14 protein-coding genes and 2 pseudogenes are annotated in these 18,821 nt (G+C 44.8%); 1 reads left to right on the top strand and 15 read right to left on the bottom strand.

The genetic code is table 11. From position 1 onward, the window contains the following. Positions 1–199 precede the first annotated feature (199 nt). The 8 genes from N7D90_RS15875 to N7D90_RS15910 form a co-directional block, all read right to left on the bottom strand. A complete protein-coding gene (locus N7D90_RS15875; RefSeq protein ID WP_261738898.1) occupies positions 200–1,258 on the bottom strand; it encodes a hypothetical protein in 1,059 nt (352 codons plus the stop codon). 679 nt (positions 1,259–1,937) lie between these two features. Next, positions 1,938–2,744 (bottom strand): DUF1266 domain-containing protein, encoded by an 807-nt coding sequence (locus N7D90_RS15880; protein ID WP_261738899.1) that lies wholly within the window; start codon positions 2,742–2,744, stop codon positions 1,938–1,940. Between the two features lie 10 nt (positions 2,745–2,754). Further along, on the bottom strand, positions 2,755–3,285 hold the full coding sequence (locus N7D90_RS15885; protein ID WP_261738900.1) for a hypothetical protein: 531 nt from the start codon (positions 3,283–3,285) through the stop codon (positions 2,755–2,757). A 223-nt stretch (positions 3,286–3,508) separates the two neighbouring features. Further along, a complete protein-coding gene (locus N7D90_RS15890; protein WP_261738901.1) occupies positions 3,509–3,769 on the bottom strand; it encodes a DUF5339 domain-containing protein in 261 nt (86 codons plus the stop codon). A 365-nt stretch (positions 3,770–4,134) separates the two neighbouring features. After that, positions 4,135–5,139 carry a fimbrial protein gene (locus N7D90_RS15895; RefSeq protein WP_261738902.1) on the bottom strand — a complete coding sequence of 335 codons (1,005 nt, stop codon included), beginning with the start codon at positions 5,137–5,139 and terminating at the stop codon, positions 4,135–4,137. Between the two features lie 160 nt (positions 5,140–5,299). Next, positions 5,300–7,900 carry a fimbria/pilus outer membrane usher protein gene (locus N7D90_RS15900; RefSeq protein ID WP_261738903.1) on the bottom strand — a complete coding sequence of 867 codons (2,601 nt, stop codon included), beginning with the start codon at positions 7,898–7,900 and terminating at the stop codon, positions 5,300–5,302. A 150-nt stretch (positions 7,901–8,050) separates the two neighbouring features. Next, entirely contained in the window at positions 8,051–8,797 is a 747-nt protein-coding gene (locus N7D90_RS15905; RefSeq protein WP_261738904.1) for a molecular chaperone, read from the bottom strand. A gap of 133 nt (positions 8,798–8,930) precedes the next feature. Then, positions 8,931–9,479, bottom strand: coding sequence for a fimbrial protein (locus N7D90_RS15910; protein WP_261738905.1), 549 nt, complete (start codon positions 9,477–9,479; stop codon positions 8,931–8,933). 286 nt (positions 9,480–9,765) lie between these two features. Between N7D90_RS15910 and N7D90_RS15915 the strand changes: the two are divergent. Beyond that, positions 9,766–10,929: pseudogene (locus N7D90_RS15915) on the top strand (IS3 family transposase). A gap of 422 nt (positions 10,930–11,351) precedes the next feature. Here the strand turns inward: N7D90_RS15915 and tnpC are convergent. From tnpC to N7D90_RS15945, 7 genes and pseudogenes are all read right to left on the bottom strand, one after another. Then, positions 11,352–12,294: pseudogene (gene tnpC / locus N7D90_RS15920) on the bottom strand (IS66 family transposase); the annotation flags it as partial. A gap of 118 nt (positions 12,295–12,412) precedes the next feature. Further along, positions 12,413–12,613 (bottom strand): IS66 family insertion sequence element accessory protein TnpB, encoded by a 201-nt coding sequence (tnpB, locus tag N7D90_RS24710; protein ID WP_410011853.1) that lies wholly within the window; start codon positions 12,611–12,613, stop codon positions 12,413–12,415. Further along, a complete protein-coding gene (locus N7D90_RS15925; RefSeq protein WP_261738906.1) occupies positions 12,586–12,732 on the bottom strand; it encodes a hypothetical protein in 147 nt (48 codons plus the stop codon). Before N7D90_RS15925 ends, tnpB begins: the two co-directional genes overlap by 28 nt. Positions 12,733–12,786: 54 nt before the next feature. Then, the gene (locus N7D90_RS15930; RefSeq protein WP_261738907.1) at positions 12,787–13,050 is read right to left on the bottom strand and encodes a transposase; all 264 of its coding nucleotides are present in this window, start codon (positions 13,048–13,050) and stop codon (positions 12,787–12,789) included. A 502-nt stretch (positions 13,051–13,552) separates the two neighbouring features. Next, positions 13,553–14,203 (bottom strand): response regulator, encoded by a 651-nt coding sequence (locus N7D90_RS15935; RefSeq protein WP_261738908.1) that lies wholly within the window; start codon positions 14,201–14,203, stop codon positions 13,553–13,555. A 61-nt stretch (positions 14,204–14,264) separates the two neighbouring features. Further along, a complete protein-coding gene (locus N7D90_RS15940; RefSeq protein WP_261738909.1) occupies positions 14,265–17,522 on the bottom strand; it encodes a hybrid sensor histidine kinase/response regulator in 3,258 nt (1,085 codons plus the stop codon). A gap of 92 nt (positions 17,523–17,614) precedes the next feature. Next, positions 17,615–18,817, bottom strand: coding sequence for an EAL domain-containing protein (locus N7D90_RS15945; protein WP_261738910.1), 1,203 nt, complete (start codon positions 18,815–18,817; stop codon positions 17,615–17,617). Positions 18,818–18,821 lie beyond the last annotated feature (4 nt).

Consider the following 18,821-nt stretch of genomic DNA (forward strand, 5'->3'; position numbering starts at 1 on the left):
GTAGTTAGGGAAGCTTTATCGCCCTTCGCAGCTTAGTCTAAGTAGCGAGTTGATTTCGCTGCGCATATATCGAACGAGCGTTGCGCGGCACTGATAATGCCTGATTAAACAGCTTGGTAGCTAAGAGATGGTGGATTTTATACTACAAAACGTTCCACTCATGATTTACGAGCAAAATAGCATTTTTGGATGCATCCATCTACCGCTCCGAAATTTCGGCCAAACAGTTTTTTGCTCTAATCACATAAAGCATGTCATTTACCAAAAGCAGGGAATACTTTAAACTAGGACTTGTATAATATGAAAACCCAGAAAGCAAACTTTCTTTGGAGGGAAATACATGAGACCCACCCTCTCTGCGCGATAAAACACCTTTGTTTTTAAATTTCAAAACACTCCCATTTACTACTACCTGGAAATATCCTATACCATCCAAGTGATAGCTTACACTTGAAGCACTGTTAGTTGAGCCACCACCTGCGGAAACTGTTTTTCTATAATCTGTTTTTTGAAAGTAAGGAATAGTTATATTGGCTGGTGGCGAATATTCCTCATTCAAATGCACACCACTTCCAAAATCTTTAAATATAATATTTTCGCCGGAGTGCAATCCTTTTCCAGTATATCCACCACGCAGTGAATCGCCGAATAAAACATACCAACGACCTGTACTATTTAAATAATACACAACACGGGTACGTGCTTTATTCTCTTTGACACTAACTGCTTCAAACTCAATAAAACTATCAACTCTTGCTGCCTTTTCTAATATGGCTGCATAGTACGCATCAACTTTCTCTGCGCTCCAAGCCAAATCCTTATTGATTGGAACAAATGGTTTTCTTTGTCTATCGCCATCCACCGGCCAAGTAGTATAATAAGAGTTTACTTTATTAACTAAAAATGAAGCCCCCACCAGTTCCTCTGTCCCCGAGCGCCGCGCAACCAAAGTACTTTGTATGAAGTTATGCTCACCAATGATGCATCCTAAAGCACTAAGCTTATAAAAGGAAAACTTCCTTGTCTGATCATCAATACTTGAAACCACCTCAATAATTACGTTATCTTTACTTTTGTTGATACTGTAGCGCATCCTCCCAGGCGCAGAATATTTAAACCTCTCAATAACATAACCACCTTCAAACACTGAAATATCATCTATGTATTGATAGTTCGAGAACTCTACGGGTAATTTATCTTTCGGGGCGAGCCGACTAAACTCTGAATTGCCGCAGCCAGTCACCCAAAAAAAGGACATACAAAGGGTGCTTATTAAGATAATAAAATACATATTTTAAATTGTGCCCCTAAAGCATAGAGTAGTGCAACGCCTGTAACGGGAAATAGAGCGCTGAACATCGATTGCGATCAGGTTCTCTCACCAAAGAATTCAGGCGCATATGACCACACGTGGCCAGCAACCGACTCAGATCCAGCGTAACTAGATTGAAGCCGGCTGAGGGGAAATTAATGAAATAGAAACCCGGCACAGGCTCACCGCGAACGTAGATTTCGAGTTTACGCTGAACTGATGTCTGGACACTGCAGGCTAATTTATCAGATCAGAGCCGACATTATTATATGTTTTCAATATTTAAAATATCTTGGGCGGCGATCTCGATCAGGCCAGTCACATCACGAACGATACAAAATTTAAATCGATCGGTATCTTTTGCCTATCGCTAATACTTGGTTGAGATACGACGAAACTACTTCAGCTTCTGGAAAAACGCGCCGCCAGATTATGAATCTAGCCCTAGGTATTTTGTATGCATCTGATTGACTGCTTTTGGTCGTTGTCTATCTCTGACTAACGGCAGCTAAAAATCGGATGCACCTTAATGATAGTCATCATACTTAGGTCATTAGGCCACAGGAGCACATTCAGATACGGCAATTGGCTTATGCCCACAATCAAAAAAGTCTTAATCAGTAACTTAAAGCGGTGACAAAACCCAAGGGCTATGTTTATCAGTCATAAGATCTTCAGCAATGCCGATAATTCCACCTAACGTCACATTTTGACCTGACCAGATCGCCCGGCCAATAATATAGCTCTTGGCAAACTGAGGCCAAGATGAAAAATTCACTTGCACTTGTCTATCTACATGCGCAAGAACCTGGCTAACTTCATGCTGCTCAAGGTATCCGCAATCAAATGACATCCTTGCAACCGTAACAAGGCGGCCCAGATCCCATGCAAGGATACCAGCGCTGTAGTCCTCTGAACCATAAGACCCGTTGACCTTATCTTTGAGGACTCGAAAAATTGAACTCAGATTTTCGAACATCCCCAATGCGATTTTCAGTTCGAAGAAAATGAGGTCTTTTTCCTCTGATTGTTCCGTCGCAAGAATCCACTTATGCACAGTTTCAGGCTTGCCGTATCGACCACTTTCTACCAATGCATCTAGGATTTTTTGAGAAGAGCCTTCGGAAGCGCCCTCACTGTAGACTCGATAAATTATGTCGTAAAAATAACGGTGTCCAGATTCACTGAGTGCCGTTAGTGTTTCAACTGCCTCTTGCGGGGATGTTATACCCCAGCTTGAGCTAAGTCCGTCGCTCAGATTGTCGCCAGTAAGCCCGGTAGTGTAACTATCGGAGTACGCCATGATCTGCTCGGAGTTGATGAGCCCCGCTTGGAGGGCTCGCTTTTCGCCATTATAGATCATCGCTTCACTTGGGCATTTTCTATATTTTTTCCCAAATATAATATCAAAAAATTTTTTCAAAATGCTCACATAACTCGCGTCAATTTACTTCGAAGACCGCATTAGCAGCTCGATGTTTAAGCGTCTGCACAAGAACTTCAAAATCCGAATCTTTCGCCATATGAATAGCGTCAAACTCAAATTTCTTTGGTGTCCGAGATGGCATGCTAATCTCCACCATTTTCTCTTCAACCGACGTACTTGTTTCCGGAATATGTGTAATAACAACTTTGTCGATTGCGTCATAGCTTACTGTAGTCTGCACACCACAAAACTTCTGAACTGTGGTGAAGCTTATTGCATTATCATCCAAAACAATTCTGGCGCCTTGACTATTAGCCGCACGCTTTTTAAAAAGCGATCCAACTGTAAGATACATTATAAAAACCCCCAGTATGGTGAGAATTCCGTTAGCTACACCTGGCGGAAGATGAAGCCATAGGGTTCCTATTTTCATATCCGTGATTGGATAAAAAATAGATATCATAATAATAATCGGCCCTATGAGACCGAAGATTAATTCAAGAATTGAGTATTCCATTTTATATGGAATTACCTGCATAGCTTTCATATAGCAATCCTGTACAATTTATAACACCCTAAGCACTACTCTTAATATATAAGTAATACTGCTAAGCTTTATTTGAAAATTAGAAATCCGAAAAACAAGATACACACCACAAAAAAAGCTGGTGGCATGCAGCATAGCCGCACACCAACCAACATAACAGCCTATAAAAAGCTGAAGGTTAAGTCACATAAATATTACCATGTGACTTATCAGCAAGAATACATTACTTGGCAGGCATGTTTGCCATCGCCTGACTCATCAGGTCTGCAGCCTGTTTACATGCTGCTTCTTGTGCTTCACCAGGCATACTTGCCATTTGCTTTTTTACAGTATCATATTGAGTTTTCATTGCTTCGCCATGAGGACTGGCAGCCACAACCTCATCAAGTTTTTTGAAATACTCGGTGCAAGATGGGCCGAGATCAGCAGCCATAGTGACGCTAGAAAAACCAGTCATTACTAATGCGCTAATGATTTTTTTCATAAGAACTCCTATTCCATTGATATAAATTTAAAAGCTTTAACTTCTATTTCCCTGAAAGACACGCTTGTTTGTCTCAAGCGTCATCTCGTATACAACAATATTGCTTGAACAGCTTAGCGAAACAGAAACCGATGCCTCGCTTTCACCTAGACGGGCGACAGGCAACTGCTTGCTACGCTTACCCTGATATAACAAAAATCAAAGCTATAATAAAACTTAAAACCAACACAACTTCACATATATACTGACGTAGATCTAAGCCAAAATACATTGACACCCTCATGCAATCCATCAATTTAAATACTCTACGATGGCTTGGACGAAGAATGAAATAAATCTTCGTCACAGAAAACTAATCACTCACTTTACTGATAGCTCATTGTGAAGGTAGCACGGCCATTTGCCGAGCCAGAAATAATTGACTCATCCGTTTGTATGTATCGTGCAGACAACGGAATTATAAAAACACCGTTACCGGTTGTGCCAGCACTCCACTGATTTGGATTTCCGATAACTTTGGAATCTGGCCCATATCCTAGAACAGTAGAGCCGTTAAGGACTTGGATTTTAACTCCACTGGCAGTAGAGTCATTTGTCAGAGTCAATGCATTGGTTAAATTACCAGAATCAGTTTGATCTGTGAGAGTTGTATACACACTAAATGTTGACTCTGCATCTCCTTCTGAGCAACGCAAATCGATACTAAAAGGTTTACTCATCGAAAAAGTTCCGACTCCATTAAACTCATTTCTTGGAGTACGACCTAGAAAAACCGAGACTGTCGGATTGATTACCGTACATGTGGGCTTGCTAGGTTTTATTATAATTGGCGCAGACCAGTTATAAGTGGCAAGAATCCTACCACCCATTACACCGAACGCCGAATAACGTGCAAACATCCCTTGCAGTGTACCACCCGTACCAATTTCCCCGGTTTTGATAAGCTCAATTCGTATACCATGGGCTGTCGGCATTCCCTCGGGCATCACGTGCGAGCATGAAGTTGGCCACCACTCTCCTGGATTACAAGGCAAATGTGTCCAGTCGGCCCCCCCAGTAAATGTCATTCTGATTCCAACCCCAGGAATGCCGGTATCATGCAATTTACCACCGAGGCTAGGCAACGTAAATTCAAATGTAAACACACGTAACAATGACAAACCGCATTGACCAGAGTTCACAACCGCAACTGTATAATTGGTTGCCCAAAGCAAACTCCCCACAGGAACATCAGAATCGAAGTTAACTGTACCTGGCCCAGGAATAGCATAGTTACATTGTGGAGCAATATCAGCATGCGCGAGCGAAGACAATATGCTTAATAAAAAACCGACAGCAAATAAATCCAACAATGCAATAAATTTTTTCATAAAATAATCCAACGATAAATTGGAAGGCTCCAAGCACTTATCTCAAGTCCGAGAAACCAAAAAACTTAGTTAATACACTTACACATAGCCAGCCTGAATACCCACCTACATAACAACCATACTTCCTACAGACCAACTAGCACTTCAAGCATCAATCTATCTACTCACGAGTAGAAGACTCCAATCTACACACAGCATCTATTTGTTGATAACTATTCATCACATCAGAAGGTCGAGACGGCAATACATACTTGACTTTACAAAACGACTGCCTGCCCTCATTCCATCTCACAGTAAGTTCACCATTATCGTTCAAGCCGCGAGCAAAGATCTTGCTACCTTGACCAACCACACCAACTTCCTTATTACTCTCATCTATAACAATAGCGCCAAAAGGTAGTGTTTCACCACTATCCTGCTTCGCACGTATTATCGCAGCTCGCCCTGAAACTGTTGCAAAACGAACTACTGCTACAGAGCCTGCAACAGGAGCAACTTGCTGACTTGCAACTTGCAACTCTACATCAGTAGATAAACCGTGTGGGTCAAGGTCAATCGAGTTCATACGGTATGGCGTAAGGTATGGAACTACGGCATAACCCGAACTACCAACCTCGACACCGGATGAGTTAAGCAAGCGAGCACCTTTAGCATCTTTTGCCTCAATAATACCAAACGTATCAGAGATGGGCTGCGAAAAAATAATACCACCAGAGTGCGAAACCATCGCACCTCTTATACCGATAGAGTCTTGTCTATACCCGGAGCCGGCACCTACACTCCCGAGAACTTCAGCATTACTACCGCGATACAACAAGTTCGCGCTTCCACTATTGGAGGTGTTGCCACTATCAGTTGCATGATTTCCTGTCACTCCGTAGGACAACCTATTCTCATCACCCAGCGCGCCTGACAATGTCGCCTGAGTTTGTGCTCGTCCATTTGAGTCTCTAGTCATACTAGAACTCAGCGATAAAGGTCTCTCTGTACCTAACGGCATGGAGAGGCTTAAATAGTACTGAGTATCCGTGGCGCCATTATAAAGGTACTCACGATTAACCTGTAAACTATAAGCAACACGTTTAAAGCTATTGCTATAACCAAATGAGTAATTCACATCCGAACCACCACGATTCCAATAACTGGTTGCAGATGAAGTTGCATTAAGTTGACCACGGGTTTCACCAAGTCGCTGGCTAAGCGTAAATTGCGCACGATCTCGTTGGCGCAAAATAGTATCAAAGCCCTGATTACGATCTAATTGTTCACGCAGCTGTAGAGCACTATTTAGATCAAGGTACCCACCCGTAGAGTAACGATATGCCGCGATAGCTACGTTAGTTCCTGTTTCCATAACGCTCTTGGAGTAACTGGCTCGAATACTTTGCCCCTTGAGGTCGGAACTTTTTTCAAACTTAGCCTGAGCATGGGTTAAATCTAAACCGAACGCCCCAATATAAGTATTAAAAGCACCACCAAACATCGTTGCAGTATAATTTTGCGCAGCATTAATACCTGCATATCCAGTAAACAGGTTAGTAAAGCCATGTTGCAAACTCAACTGAGTAAATGTCACATCGTTAGAAATGTTCGGATTAATCAACTTACCAGCAGTTACGCTATAACGATTAGCACCTGGCCGCAAAGATAAGGGGACGGCAGCATACGGCACCGAAAATGAGTGCTCGCTACCATCAGCCTCTCTCACATAGACGTTAAGATCACCACCATACCCTGTAGCATAGAGGTCATTAATTTCAAAGCTTCCAGGCGCAACAGTAGATTCGTAAATAGTAACGCCATTTTGCTTTATCGTCACTTTAGCATTACTTGTTGCTACACCGCGCACTGTCGGTGCATAGCCTCGTAGCGAATCAGGCAGCATACGATCATCTGTGAATAGGCGAACACCACGAAACCGGGTAGAGTCAAAAAGCTCTCCCGTTGTGTAACTTTCACCTAACACAAGTTTAGATGATATTACTGGCAAACCTCTTTGCACATAGGATTCTAGACTCTGATAATCCGACTTAGCGCCACTACTCTTGCTGTATGAACCATTATGCCTAAGCTGCCAATCGCCAATGTTCACCCCAGCATTCAAACCCAAATAACTAAAAGTTTGCTGCCCACCTTGACCATGCGCACTATAACGATATTGATTGAAATCATAACCGAGAAAACTCGCGTTTACTCCTTTATCCCAAAACTCAGAACTCACATAACCTCGTGGACTTCTACTCAGCGATATTTGCTGGATAGTTAGGTCGAGGCGTTGATCATCCAGCGCAAAATTACTAGCAGCACCACTAATTATTTCGCTAATAGGAAAGCACGTATTAATATCATTAAGGGCTTGCACTACATCCGAAGGAATACTTTTAAAGTCAATATTTAGGAGCAATAATAGTTTTTTATCAAAACAAGGCTGCGCATTTTTTTTAATTTCGCCTTGTAAAATTTTAAATGGTACTAGGGCGCGACCAATCCAATCGCCATTAACATAGAGGTCGACGCTATAATTTCCAGGCATGACGAAACCGCCCTGCTTGAAGCGTGATAGATCTACAGCTCCCCCAGCATCCTGACTAATAAATTTGCTATCAAACTCTACATCCAGGTCAGAACTTACAGTGGGCGTAACTCTTGTATCATTCGGTGCAGCGACCAGGCTAGTTGGTGGAATCAAAAAAACAATGACGCCAATCACTTTTTTGAAGCCAAAGAGAACCTTAATATCTTTCAAGCTTTTACTAAGCATCTTTATTGCACCTTACACAAGACAAGCGCAACGTTTAAGCGCGCAAGAACAGACCCACGGCCTTCTTATTAGATAACTCTAAGCTGGGGAACTCATATAAACAAACAACAAAACCACCAACATCACCACAACCAAGGCACATCATGTGCTCTATTCTAGTTTCTTAGTTAAAACCACTCCCGCACCGAAGTCGTTAATAGCAACAAAGCTCACTACTGAAGAAATATCTGGCAGTACCGAAACCCCATCAAGTAGAAAGTCTTGAGTCTCACCAGGTTTCACAAAGTCTGCTCCAGCATAGACTTCTTTTTTGCCGATCTTCAAGGTCACCTTTCCCAAGTTAACGAAGTAAGGCGTTGGATTGAACGCCCTCAATACATAGCCCTCCCCCGAACTCGCGCGCACGGCAGACCATTGAACTTTACCCGGCGACTCTTTGACACTACCAAGAAGCCCCTTCGGACGGTATATGACCTTGATTCGCGTACGAAATGCTAACTGAAGCTTGTTATTGGACTCCATTCCCTCCGGGGATTTGGGTGGAACTTCTAGAATATTAAGCCAATATAACGATTCTTTATCTTGCGCTAATGGTTCCTGCGTATAGATCAACCGTAACGCCTGACCTTTATTAGTGTCTAGCCTGAATATCGCGGGCGCGACGGTAAACGGTACCTCCATCTTATCAGGCGTTATATTAGCTGAGCCATCATCAAGCCAAGCCTGCACCAAAGCAGGTGCCAGCCCGTTATTGGTTAGCCTTACTGTAACCTCACGATCCTGACCAGGAAAAATCACACGAGTTCCCGAAACAACAACGCTCGCCTGCGCCTGATAGAAGATCTGACAAACACAAGTGATTATCGTGAATACCGTGCTTCTTAAAAGAAACTTCACCTTATATTCCCTAACACTTAATAGATTAAACAATATCTTGCTAAAACTTCTACATCACGAGAAGACTTAGCAAGATATTCACATATAAAAAATACCGCACCCCTAAAACAAAAGGGGCACGGCAAAATAACTATTACTGATACACAATAGTGTATTGAACACGCGAATTAGCAGCACCTGCAGTTGCACCGCCCAACGACTCATAGCGAGCAGCAAAATTCATCGTTGCTGCACCACTGCCATCGATATCTACAATTTCAGTATTCTGGCTGCCATTGGCAGCACCTGCGGAAATAGGCAGACTGTTTTCAACGTTAACCAGGCCAATCTCTACGTTTTCAGCATTATCCGAACCCGTGTCAACTATAAGTCGACCGGTTTGAGGGTTAACACTTGCGCCAGATTCAAAATGTGCTTGTACAGGGCCAGCATCTACAGCGCAGCCAGTCAGCTTAATGCTGAATGGAGTGGTACCGGCATGCTGACCTACATCAGCAAGCGAAGCTGTAGAAACAGGTGGCAGGTTTACGGTGAAGTTCTCGCCGCTACCAGCATTAATTTTGCATGTGGTCGATACGATACTGCCGGTGAAGTCAATCTGACCATCAGAGGCGTTTGCAGTCTGAACGAAGGAAGCAACACTGATAGCAGACAGCGCGAGAGCAAAAATACTTTTTTTCATTACGTTACTCTTTAAATTTTTGAGTTCACTTAACAAGCCATGAATGAGACAAGCACACCAAACTCTTTATATGTTCATCACATACATTCAGAATCTTTATCTCCCAGCTATTATCTTTCGCCACGACCTTTTTCGATATGAGACAACTCTGAATCTGCAGGGTGTTCCTAGATATAAAGCAGCGTTTACGCCATTTAATTCCTACCCATGACGCATGGCATCTGTAGTGGTCTAATGAAACCGGACACCCATTTAGGCGAGAATGCTCGCCAGAACGAGGTGTCAGATGACCAAACAACGCCGTACCTTTTCCCCCTGAATTCAAACGCGAGGCTGCCGACCTCGTTCTCAAGCAGGATTACAGCTTCATTGAGGCCAGCCGCTCGCTTGGTGTCGGCGAGTCGGCTTTGCGCCGATGGGTCGACCAGGTGCAGCAAGAACGCACGGGCGTCACCCCGCAGAGCAAAGCGCTGACCCCGGAGCAGCAGAAAATCCAAGAGCTGGAAGCCCGAATTACTCGCCTTGAGCGGGAAAAATCGATCTTAAAAAAGGCCACCGCGCTCTTGATGTCGGAAGATCTCGAGCGTTCGCGCTGATTGACCAGTTGAGCATCCACGAGCCGGTTGATTGGCTGTGCAAGGTGTTTGAAGTGACCCGCTCGTGCTACTACGCTCGGCGTCTCAGGCGCCGCACACCGGATGTAGAACGCCTTCGATTGCGCAGTCGGGTGAGCGAGTTGTTCACCCAAGGCCGCAGTGCTCCCGGTAGCCGTAGCATCATGGCCATGATGCAGGACGACTGCGAGCAGATCGGGCGATTCAAGGTACGCAGCCTGATGCGCGAGCTGGAGTTGGTCAGCAAACAACCGGGATCGCATGCTTACAAAAAGGCGACGGTCGAGCGGCCCGACATCCCTAATATTTTGAACCGAGAGTTTGATGTGCCCGCTCCTGACCACGTCTGGTGTGGCGATATCACTTACATCTGGGCTCAAGGGAAATGGCAGTATCTGGCGGTTGTGCTAGATCTTTTTGCCCGCCGTGTTGTGGGTTGGGCGTTGTCGGGAAAGCCGGATGCCGACTTGGTCATCAAGGCCTTGGACATGGCTTACGAGCAGCGAGGGAAGCCTCAGGGTTTGCTGTTCCACTCCGACCAGGGCTCGCAATATGGAAGCCGGAGTTTTCGCCAGCGCCTTTGGCGATATCGCATGCGTCAGAGCATGAGCCGGCGAGGAAATTGTTGGGATAATGCGCCGATGGAGCGGGTGTTCAGGAGCCTGAAAACTGAGTGGATACCGACCATGGGCTACGCGACAGTCCAACAAGCTCAGCGGGATATCAGCCATTTTTTGATGCACCGGTACAACTGGATTCGACCGCACCAATTTAATGGTGGGCTGCCACCGGCTCAGGCCGAGAAAAAACTTAACGTCGTGTCCGGGATTAGTTGACCACTACAATCACGCACGTTTTTGTTTTTTTGAAAATGCGGCATTACGTTTTGATCCCTTCCTAATTTCACAGACATCTTCATGCCTTAAATTTACTGCCCCAACGCTGGATTCTGATCGAAAACACGATAACGCGCGGTTCTAGGGCTTATCCGCAACGCCTATGCTGCCAGCCGAGGCGTCTGTGCTACGCGGAGTGTGTTTACCTATTTTGTGAGTAGGTGAAGCTGGCGGTAAGCACCGAGTGGCCGCGTTGATGCACACGAATTTAATCCAACCACTTAGAGTGCTACAAAGGCTCTCGCCCTATCAAAACGCCCCCCCCCCGCTATCATTGCCCACAATTCATTCAATCGAGCGCTCACGGTCAACGCCCCGAACAAGGCTTGGATGACCGATATCACTTACATCCGAGCACGGCTGCCCAGCTCGAAGCTCGTTTTGTAACCGGCGAACTCGTCGCAGACCAGCTTGCCGTTCCAGTTGTTCAGGAAGCTTCGGGCGTGTTCGCCGTCGCTGCTAGCTCCGCCAGGTCTGAGATCTGGCTGTTAGCGTAGGCCCATACGTAGGCTTGGAGGGTCTTCTTGGGGCCCGGCCTCAGCATCTGTACCGGAGTTTCATCGGCGTGGATCACACCATGCTCGAGTACTGCTTCGCGCAACGCATCCACCATTGGCTGTAGCTGCACCCCGCAATTCACGCCCCATTGCGCCAAGGTCGAACAGGCGATTGTCAGGCGGCACGACCGAAGATTTTATCCTGACGGTACAGTTGCAGATGGTCAGCGAACTTGGCCACCATGACATGGGCCAGAAGCCCCGTAGTCGGAATGCCTTTGTCGTTGACATGCGCCGGTACCGGCGCCTGGATCAGCGTTTCGCACTGTTCGCATGCCCATTTCCCACGGATGTGACGTTCGACGATAAATATGCTGGGCGTGTAGTCAGGCTTTTCGCTGGCATCTTCACCGATGCGCTTGAGGGCGCAGCTGCGTTTGCAATGGCTGTTATCCCGTTCATGGTGGATCTGCGTACGAGAAAATTGTGCTGGCAACGGAGTGCGCTAGGGTTGCTGGCGCACTTTGCCTCAAGCAGCATCGATGCAGCGCCTCAAGTTCGGCTTCGATATCTGCGATATCGGTGTCGATTAGGTCATCGAGCACGCTGGCCTGGGCCGGGCTTAGTTGCTCGCTGCGCTTGGCAAACTTGAAACGCTTGAGCAGTGCTATCTCATGGGCCAGCTTCTCGTTGACCGTTTATGATGGTGAATTTGCTTGTCCATCGTCTCAACGCGCTGCATCAACTGCGCCGCCAGAGCGCGCAGTTGTTCAGGATTAAAATGGTCGAGATTTGGGGCGGAAGTCATGCGGCTGATTTTGCCATAGGGGGCGTTAGGCGAAGATACACTGATCGGACAATTGTGCTGGCGAGCTAGCCGTGGCAGAGCTTTACAGCACGGTAATAACACCGCCGGTGCCGACTCTTTACCACGACAATCCGAGCACTAGGGCCTGAAGTTGCTCGGCATCTAATTCAAGTCCTGAACCGTGTCGGACACTGGGCCAGAAAAACCGCACTTTATGCAACCGACGTGCCGGCAGCCTGATGCCTGATGCCTGATGCCTGATGCCAACGCCATCATGCACCAGCACTTTCATTAGATTGGCGCGGCGGTTGGCAAACATATAAACACAGTACGGCTAGCCCTACCAAACACCGCCACGACCCGCGCCAGCGCGGTGTCGGTGCCCGCGCGAATATCCTTGGGCTCGGGGGCGAGCCAGATGGAGTCGATGCGGATCATCGCAGTAAGCCGCGGAAAAAGCGGTACACGCCGATGCATTATCCGCCGGCCAACTCACAACGACCACACCTCTCGAATGGGGACTTCGTTGCGGATAGTTGCAGCAAGAGCTTGAGGCAATGTCGAATGCGATACCTTTACCGGAATAAAGACAGATTGCAGTGCCTGGTTTTTATGCTCATGCACCCGAATCCACTTATGAACAAGGTTGTGAGCCAGAGCAACACTGGCAATCGAGCTGTCAGGTTGCGCACATTCGGCAATGACCTGGGCCTTGAAGGATTTGAAATAGGAATCGGAGCGACGTTTTTGTGGCATGGGGAGTCAGCTTAAAAAGGCTAGAAATGGTGTCCACTTAAAATTAGGTGAGCACCTTCGCCCTAAGCGTTGCGATCAGGAAGGTGTGTCGGCCGAACACTTAACGAGCTACGACAAACTCATGAAAAGTTATGGGTGATGGTCTCGCTGGCTTGTGCCATACGATGTTTACAACAGAACGCACCGTCAGACTCATCTGGGTAGCGTAAGTCCTGAGGACTTTGAGGGTGGAAAGTGTCTGTGGTGGCGCGGGCACTCCAGAGCGCAGAAATGTGCTAAATACATCGAGATTATCACAATGCAAAACACCGCCCTAGTTTCAACAATCAGCTTTCCGCAGTTATATTTGAAACGAGTTAGGCAGCGAGCTGGCCGAGCACCTTGAAATTCCTCAGCGCTTATCCCATTATCAAAATACATTTACAAAATACAGTCACACTTTTATCGAAACAGAAATAAGGCGCCAACCTCAACAAGGTTAATGTTCAGCGCCATACATAGATCAGAAAAACATCCCAGAGCTTGCACAAAATATTGAAAGTTCTTGATCGGTTCCAACATTAAGTTTTCGCATAGCTGACATTTTTTGAGCACTTATAGTCTTAATACTACGGTTATTTTGTATGGCTATGTCGCTGACACTCATACCAGAGAAAAAACTTCGTAAGACCTCATATTCCTTAATTGTGAGGCTATCGATACGGCAGGCAATATCTTTATTCTTTACAGCCGGCACTACTGATTCATTTAAAGCAGGAGCCCTGTAAATTCTTGATTGATTTATCGCTTTCAAGGCAACCAATATCTGATTCAGATCACCATTCTTCAAAACAACGCCCCACACACCAAGCTCGTAGAGTCTCGTATGTATTAGGGGATTATCAATCATAGTAAGAACAACAATTTTTAGAGCAGGATATCTCCGGATCAGATACTCAATTAATTGAATGCCATCCCCATAGGTGTCATCACCGGGCATATTATAGTCGGTCACTACAACATCCGGGGCTAGCATCTCAATCGAGTCTACCAAGCTACTCGAATTTGAGACGTCACTAACTATGCAATACTCACCGGCTCGCTCTATAATTTCTCGCACACCAAGAAGTACTATTGGATGATCATCCGCCAAGACTACTTTTAATTTCTTCATGAGGGCTACTTGCTCCAATTTAAATACTATATATCATCGATAAGCATGCTCAGCTAGGTATTTAAACCCTGCCTAGAGCAATTAGTATCTGATCCAGCACACCATCTACATATACAGTCAAATCCGCACTCATAGTTTCGCCACATATTTTTTCCTCTGCCACCGCACAGAGTGCTACCAAAGAATGTGCCTGGACTACAGCAAGTGCTCCTCGAATCCGATGTAGCATTAGTCGCGCACTCTTACCATCACCATCTTTCAGTGCGGTTTTTGCTGTTTTCACATCATCAGACATAGTTTGTAAAAATAGTGGCCTCATTCGTTCCGATACATTGATAACATCTTCATCCATATCTGCCGGATAGTTATCAATTAGCCTCTCGTTACAATTCGTCGACACTTCACTACGGTCACAAACTCCTCGCAAACACTCGTACAGATTAGTCAAACTTATTGGTTTCACAACCCAGGCAGTCATCCCAGCGGCCATACACCTCTCACCCTCCTCGCGCATCGCATTGGCTGTAACACCTATTATCGGTAACCGCGTATCTTGCTTACGGATTTCACTAACTAATTCACAGCCATCCATAAATGGCATATTTAAATCTGTTAACAACACATCATAGACACTATTTCTCCAACACTGTAACGCATCAATACCATTGGCACAAAGCGTTACAGTGCACCCCAACTCTTGTAGTTGCTCCTTTAGAAGAACTTGATTTATCGGGTTATCTTCTGCAACTAACACCTTCAACCCGAGATCCCCCCATTTCAGTATTGTTTTATTGGAATTTGGCTCTGGCAACAAGTATCCACCTTGAACCAAAGTTAGTGCGCGACCGATAGCTTTTAATGAGTGCATCCCTACCATCCAACCCGACGCTGCATGCTGCGGGTAAACCTGTCCTATACTTACACACGAAATTATTTTTCCAGGCCACGTTATTGGGGGAAGATAGTCCGAAAGGATATCAACTAAAACAATCGAAGTATCATTACTCTCTGGCGTCTCACCTACACTAACAGCTCTTCCCCCCCAATGCGAAATCCAGCCACAGACGCTATCTGCCAGCTCTTTAAAAGGGGCACGAACAAAAATCATATCTGGCCGCAACTTGAAGTCTTCCTCTTTAGAAAGCTCATTACTAATCACGCCCAAACTTAGTGAAAAAGTAAAGCTACTTCCTAAACCAGTTTCACTAACAACCTTTAAACTACCATTCATCAGGTGACTCAAATGCTGACAAATTGACAAGCCAAGTCCAGTTCCACTGATGGTGTGTGACTGCCCATGCGCTTGATAAAATCGCTCAAATAACTGAACTTGCTGTTCTTGTGAAATACCAATTCCAGTATCAGTTATTTGCCATTGCAGAGTTACTAAACCCGTATCCATAAGAACAGCTTTTAGCCGTAATGCCACACGACCTACGTCGGTAAATTTTATTGCATTACTTAGAATATTGCTGAGTATTTGCCTGATTCTGAATGCATCACCACAAACTATGCCTGGTACATTCGTATCAATATTAAAATAGGCTTGAATACCTTTGGCTTGTGCTGATGCTGAATACGACTGCATCAAATCTTCAATCATATCAATAGGCGAGAATTCAACAGATTCTAGAGCCATCTGACCTGACTCAATTTTAGACACATCGAGCACATCACTAATTAGTTGTAGTAACGTCGAGGAAGAACGCTGGATTGTTTCAAAATACCCGCGTTGCAGCGATGTAAGCGGTGTTAACCCCAACAACTCTAATGTTCCCAACACACCGTACAGAGGTGTTCTTATTTCATGACTCATAGTGGCAAGAAATATTGTCTTAGCTTCGCTTGCAGCATCGGAATTTCTTTTTGCGGCCGCCAAAGCTGCTTCGACTTGTTTATGAGCCGTTATATCATTGAATGTGCATAGTGTAACATCTGCTCCTTTATATCGTGCTGGCACACAAACGATTCTCAAACTACGACCTTTTATGTCTGCATATACTTCGCGATCTCCAACTAAAGGCTCACCATCACTATCTACAATTAATTCCCTGCTCAGTTCGGCGATATCACTTCTATCACCCAACCATTCCAATGCTAGACGATTCTCCAAAACAACCTTACCATCGTCTCGACGTATAACGCACAACGCAATTGGAACCGACTGAATAACCTTTCGACTAAATGAGTCACTCTCAACTATATAATGATGTGCTTTTTTTGCAGGAGCTACTACTTTTAACGAGTACCATCGAAACAATAAAATACTACCCAGAACACTCACTAATAACAGAGTAAAAAAACTTAATAACTGCCAACCTGAGTAGCGTAAAAAGCTCTTAAATCCGATTAAGTAATACCCAACCCAGCCTTCAGAACTTTCTACCTTCACTAACATCCCGCGAGCGGTTAAATTCAACCCCTCCTTGAGATTTTCCACACCTCCAATTTTGCCAACTAATACTTCACCCTTTGGAGTACGCAACTCCATTTCGTCAAAAATAGCTCTATCCAGTACTTGCGTATAGTCATTTATACGCGCTAAATCCAGTAGTGAAACGGCAATTACGTGACGCTTCTGGTCATTTGCTAGCCATAAGGCATCTGGAATATCTGCCGATATATAAGCCATTAACTCAGTACCTGATACGTCTTGAGTTATGCGCTCAGCTCCCGACCACTGCACGTACTTACCATCTTTAGTTGGCGGTTGTACTTTTATTCTTCCGAGCACACGGGCAATTACCTGGTCATATGTAATCTGACTAAGCGCCACGTGGCCAGGGAAAGAGTCTATCGAAGGAACAGCCAGACTAACATCACTATTCAAATCTAAAATGATTGCTTGTGCAGCAGGATACTTTGAAGTTGCCCAATAAGAACTATAAAAATCAGCCAACAATACACCTAGTGAAAATAGGCCTTTACTTGTATCATTAACTTCCTTTTGAGGTGCATTAGGAATAGCCACAGTGAAAGGCATAGCTATTGAGAACTCTCTCCCTTCGAATACTGAAAAGGAGTCGTTCTTATATAAAATTTTTTGTTGCCATGGTATAACATGATGATCTAATAGCTGCACGGCCTCATCACTTTGTCGTGCCACACGAGTGAGGAAATTTTCATGCTCACGGATATCACCAATTAACCGCGAAAAATGAAAATTAACTTTCTCGTTATCTTCTTCAGCCAGTCGCCAAAGCGCCCAGTAGCAAGTACCTACAAGGACTATCGCTATAGATACAAAGCAGATTAATAATATATTAAGTCGGAGAGAGGTTTTCGCCAGTTTACGTATCGGTGCATTATCGTATTGCATACTTAGCCATCCAAATTCAGGAGTCTGTTTGACTGCACGACGCCAGTTTTACAAGCCTCTAAGGTCAGCGCATTCCAACAAACCGACCTTCCTTATGATGGTTTAGTATAACCTAAAGGGTTATCATCGAATAAAATTTTCATGAATGAGTCTGGAGGTATAGCCTTTGAGATGAAAAAACCTTGCACTGCATGGCACTCGAACTGACGCAGCAAGGCCAATTGCTCTTGCGTTTCCACCCCTTCCGCTACTACATCCAAACCCAGTTCTCGACCTAGTTTAATAATACTTTTCAAAGCACTAGCAACTCCCTCGTCCTCCACGCAATTATAAATCAATGCACGATCAATTTTAAGTTCTGTGAACGGTGTAGCTACCAAGTTATAAAAAGAGCTGTAGCCGTTACCAAAATCATCTTGAGATAACCCAAAACCTTTCATCCGCAAGCGACAGGCACCTGCGACATAGTTACTGGGGACTGAAGGCATAGTATCTTCGGTTAACTCGAAACATATATTTTTTGTGGAACCGCCAAAGCGAATAACCTGCTCGCAAATCAGATCAGGTAAATACTGACGATCTAATAAATGAGGAGACAAGTTTATTGACACCGGCACCTGAAACCCTTGCTCTAACCAACATGCCTGGGCCAAAACAGTTTGTTCGATCATTAAAAAAAGAAGCTCCTCCTCCAGACCAGCTAATTCAATCGATTTCAGAAACTGCCCAGGCTGTAATATACCTAACTCAGGACATACCCAGCGTACTAGCGCTTCGGCAGAGACAATACTTCCATTCTGCAATGATTTTTTTGGCTGAAACCAAGCTTGTAACTGCCCACTACTTATAGCAGACAGTAACCTTTTCCTACTAAATTTCCGAGACGTATGCACACTACATGGTCTTACCTTACTTAAATTTTTAAGCTTTATCATGAGAGCTGAAATCGCACTGGGCATCACTGGCTTTGAGATTTGCTCAAGCACATCGATCCCAAGAGCATTTGCAACTAAACACGCACCTGCCATTATTTTTCGAGAAGATGTACTCATAATAGCCAATGCGGGCCTCACTTCAAGCTCCGCCAACCTCTGAATAAACTGAATTCCATCTAGCTCAGGCATCATTAAGTCAGTAAGAATCAAATCAAACCCTTGACTCTCCAACTTCATCATTGCTTCGTTTCCGTTCTCAGCCAATTCGATTTTTTTGACGCCAATATCTCTAAACAGGTTTTCTAAATATGCTAGCTGAAATGGTTGATCTTCAACGATGAGAACTTGGAAATTTGACATGTGT

It is taken from the genome of Pseudomonas fragi, from assembly GCF_025426255.1.
Classification (GTDB): domain Bacteria; phylum Pseudomonadota; class Gammaproteobacteria; order Pseudomonadales; family Pseudomonadaceae; genus Aquipseudomonas; species Aquipseudomonas kulmbachensis.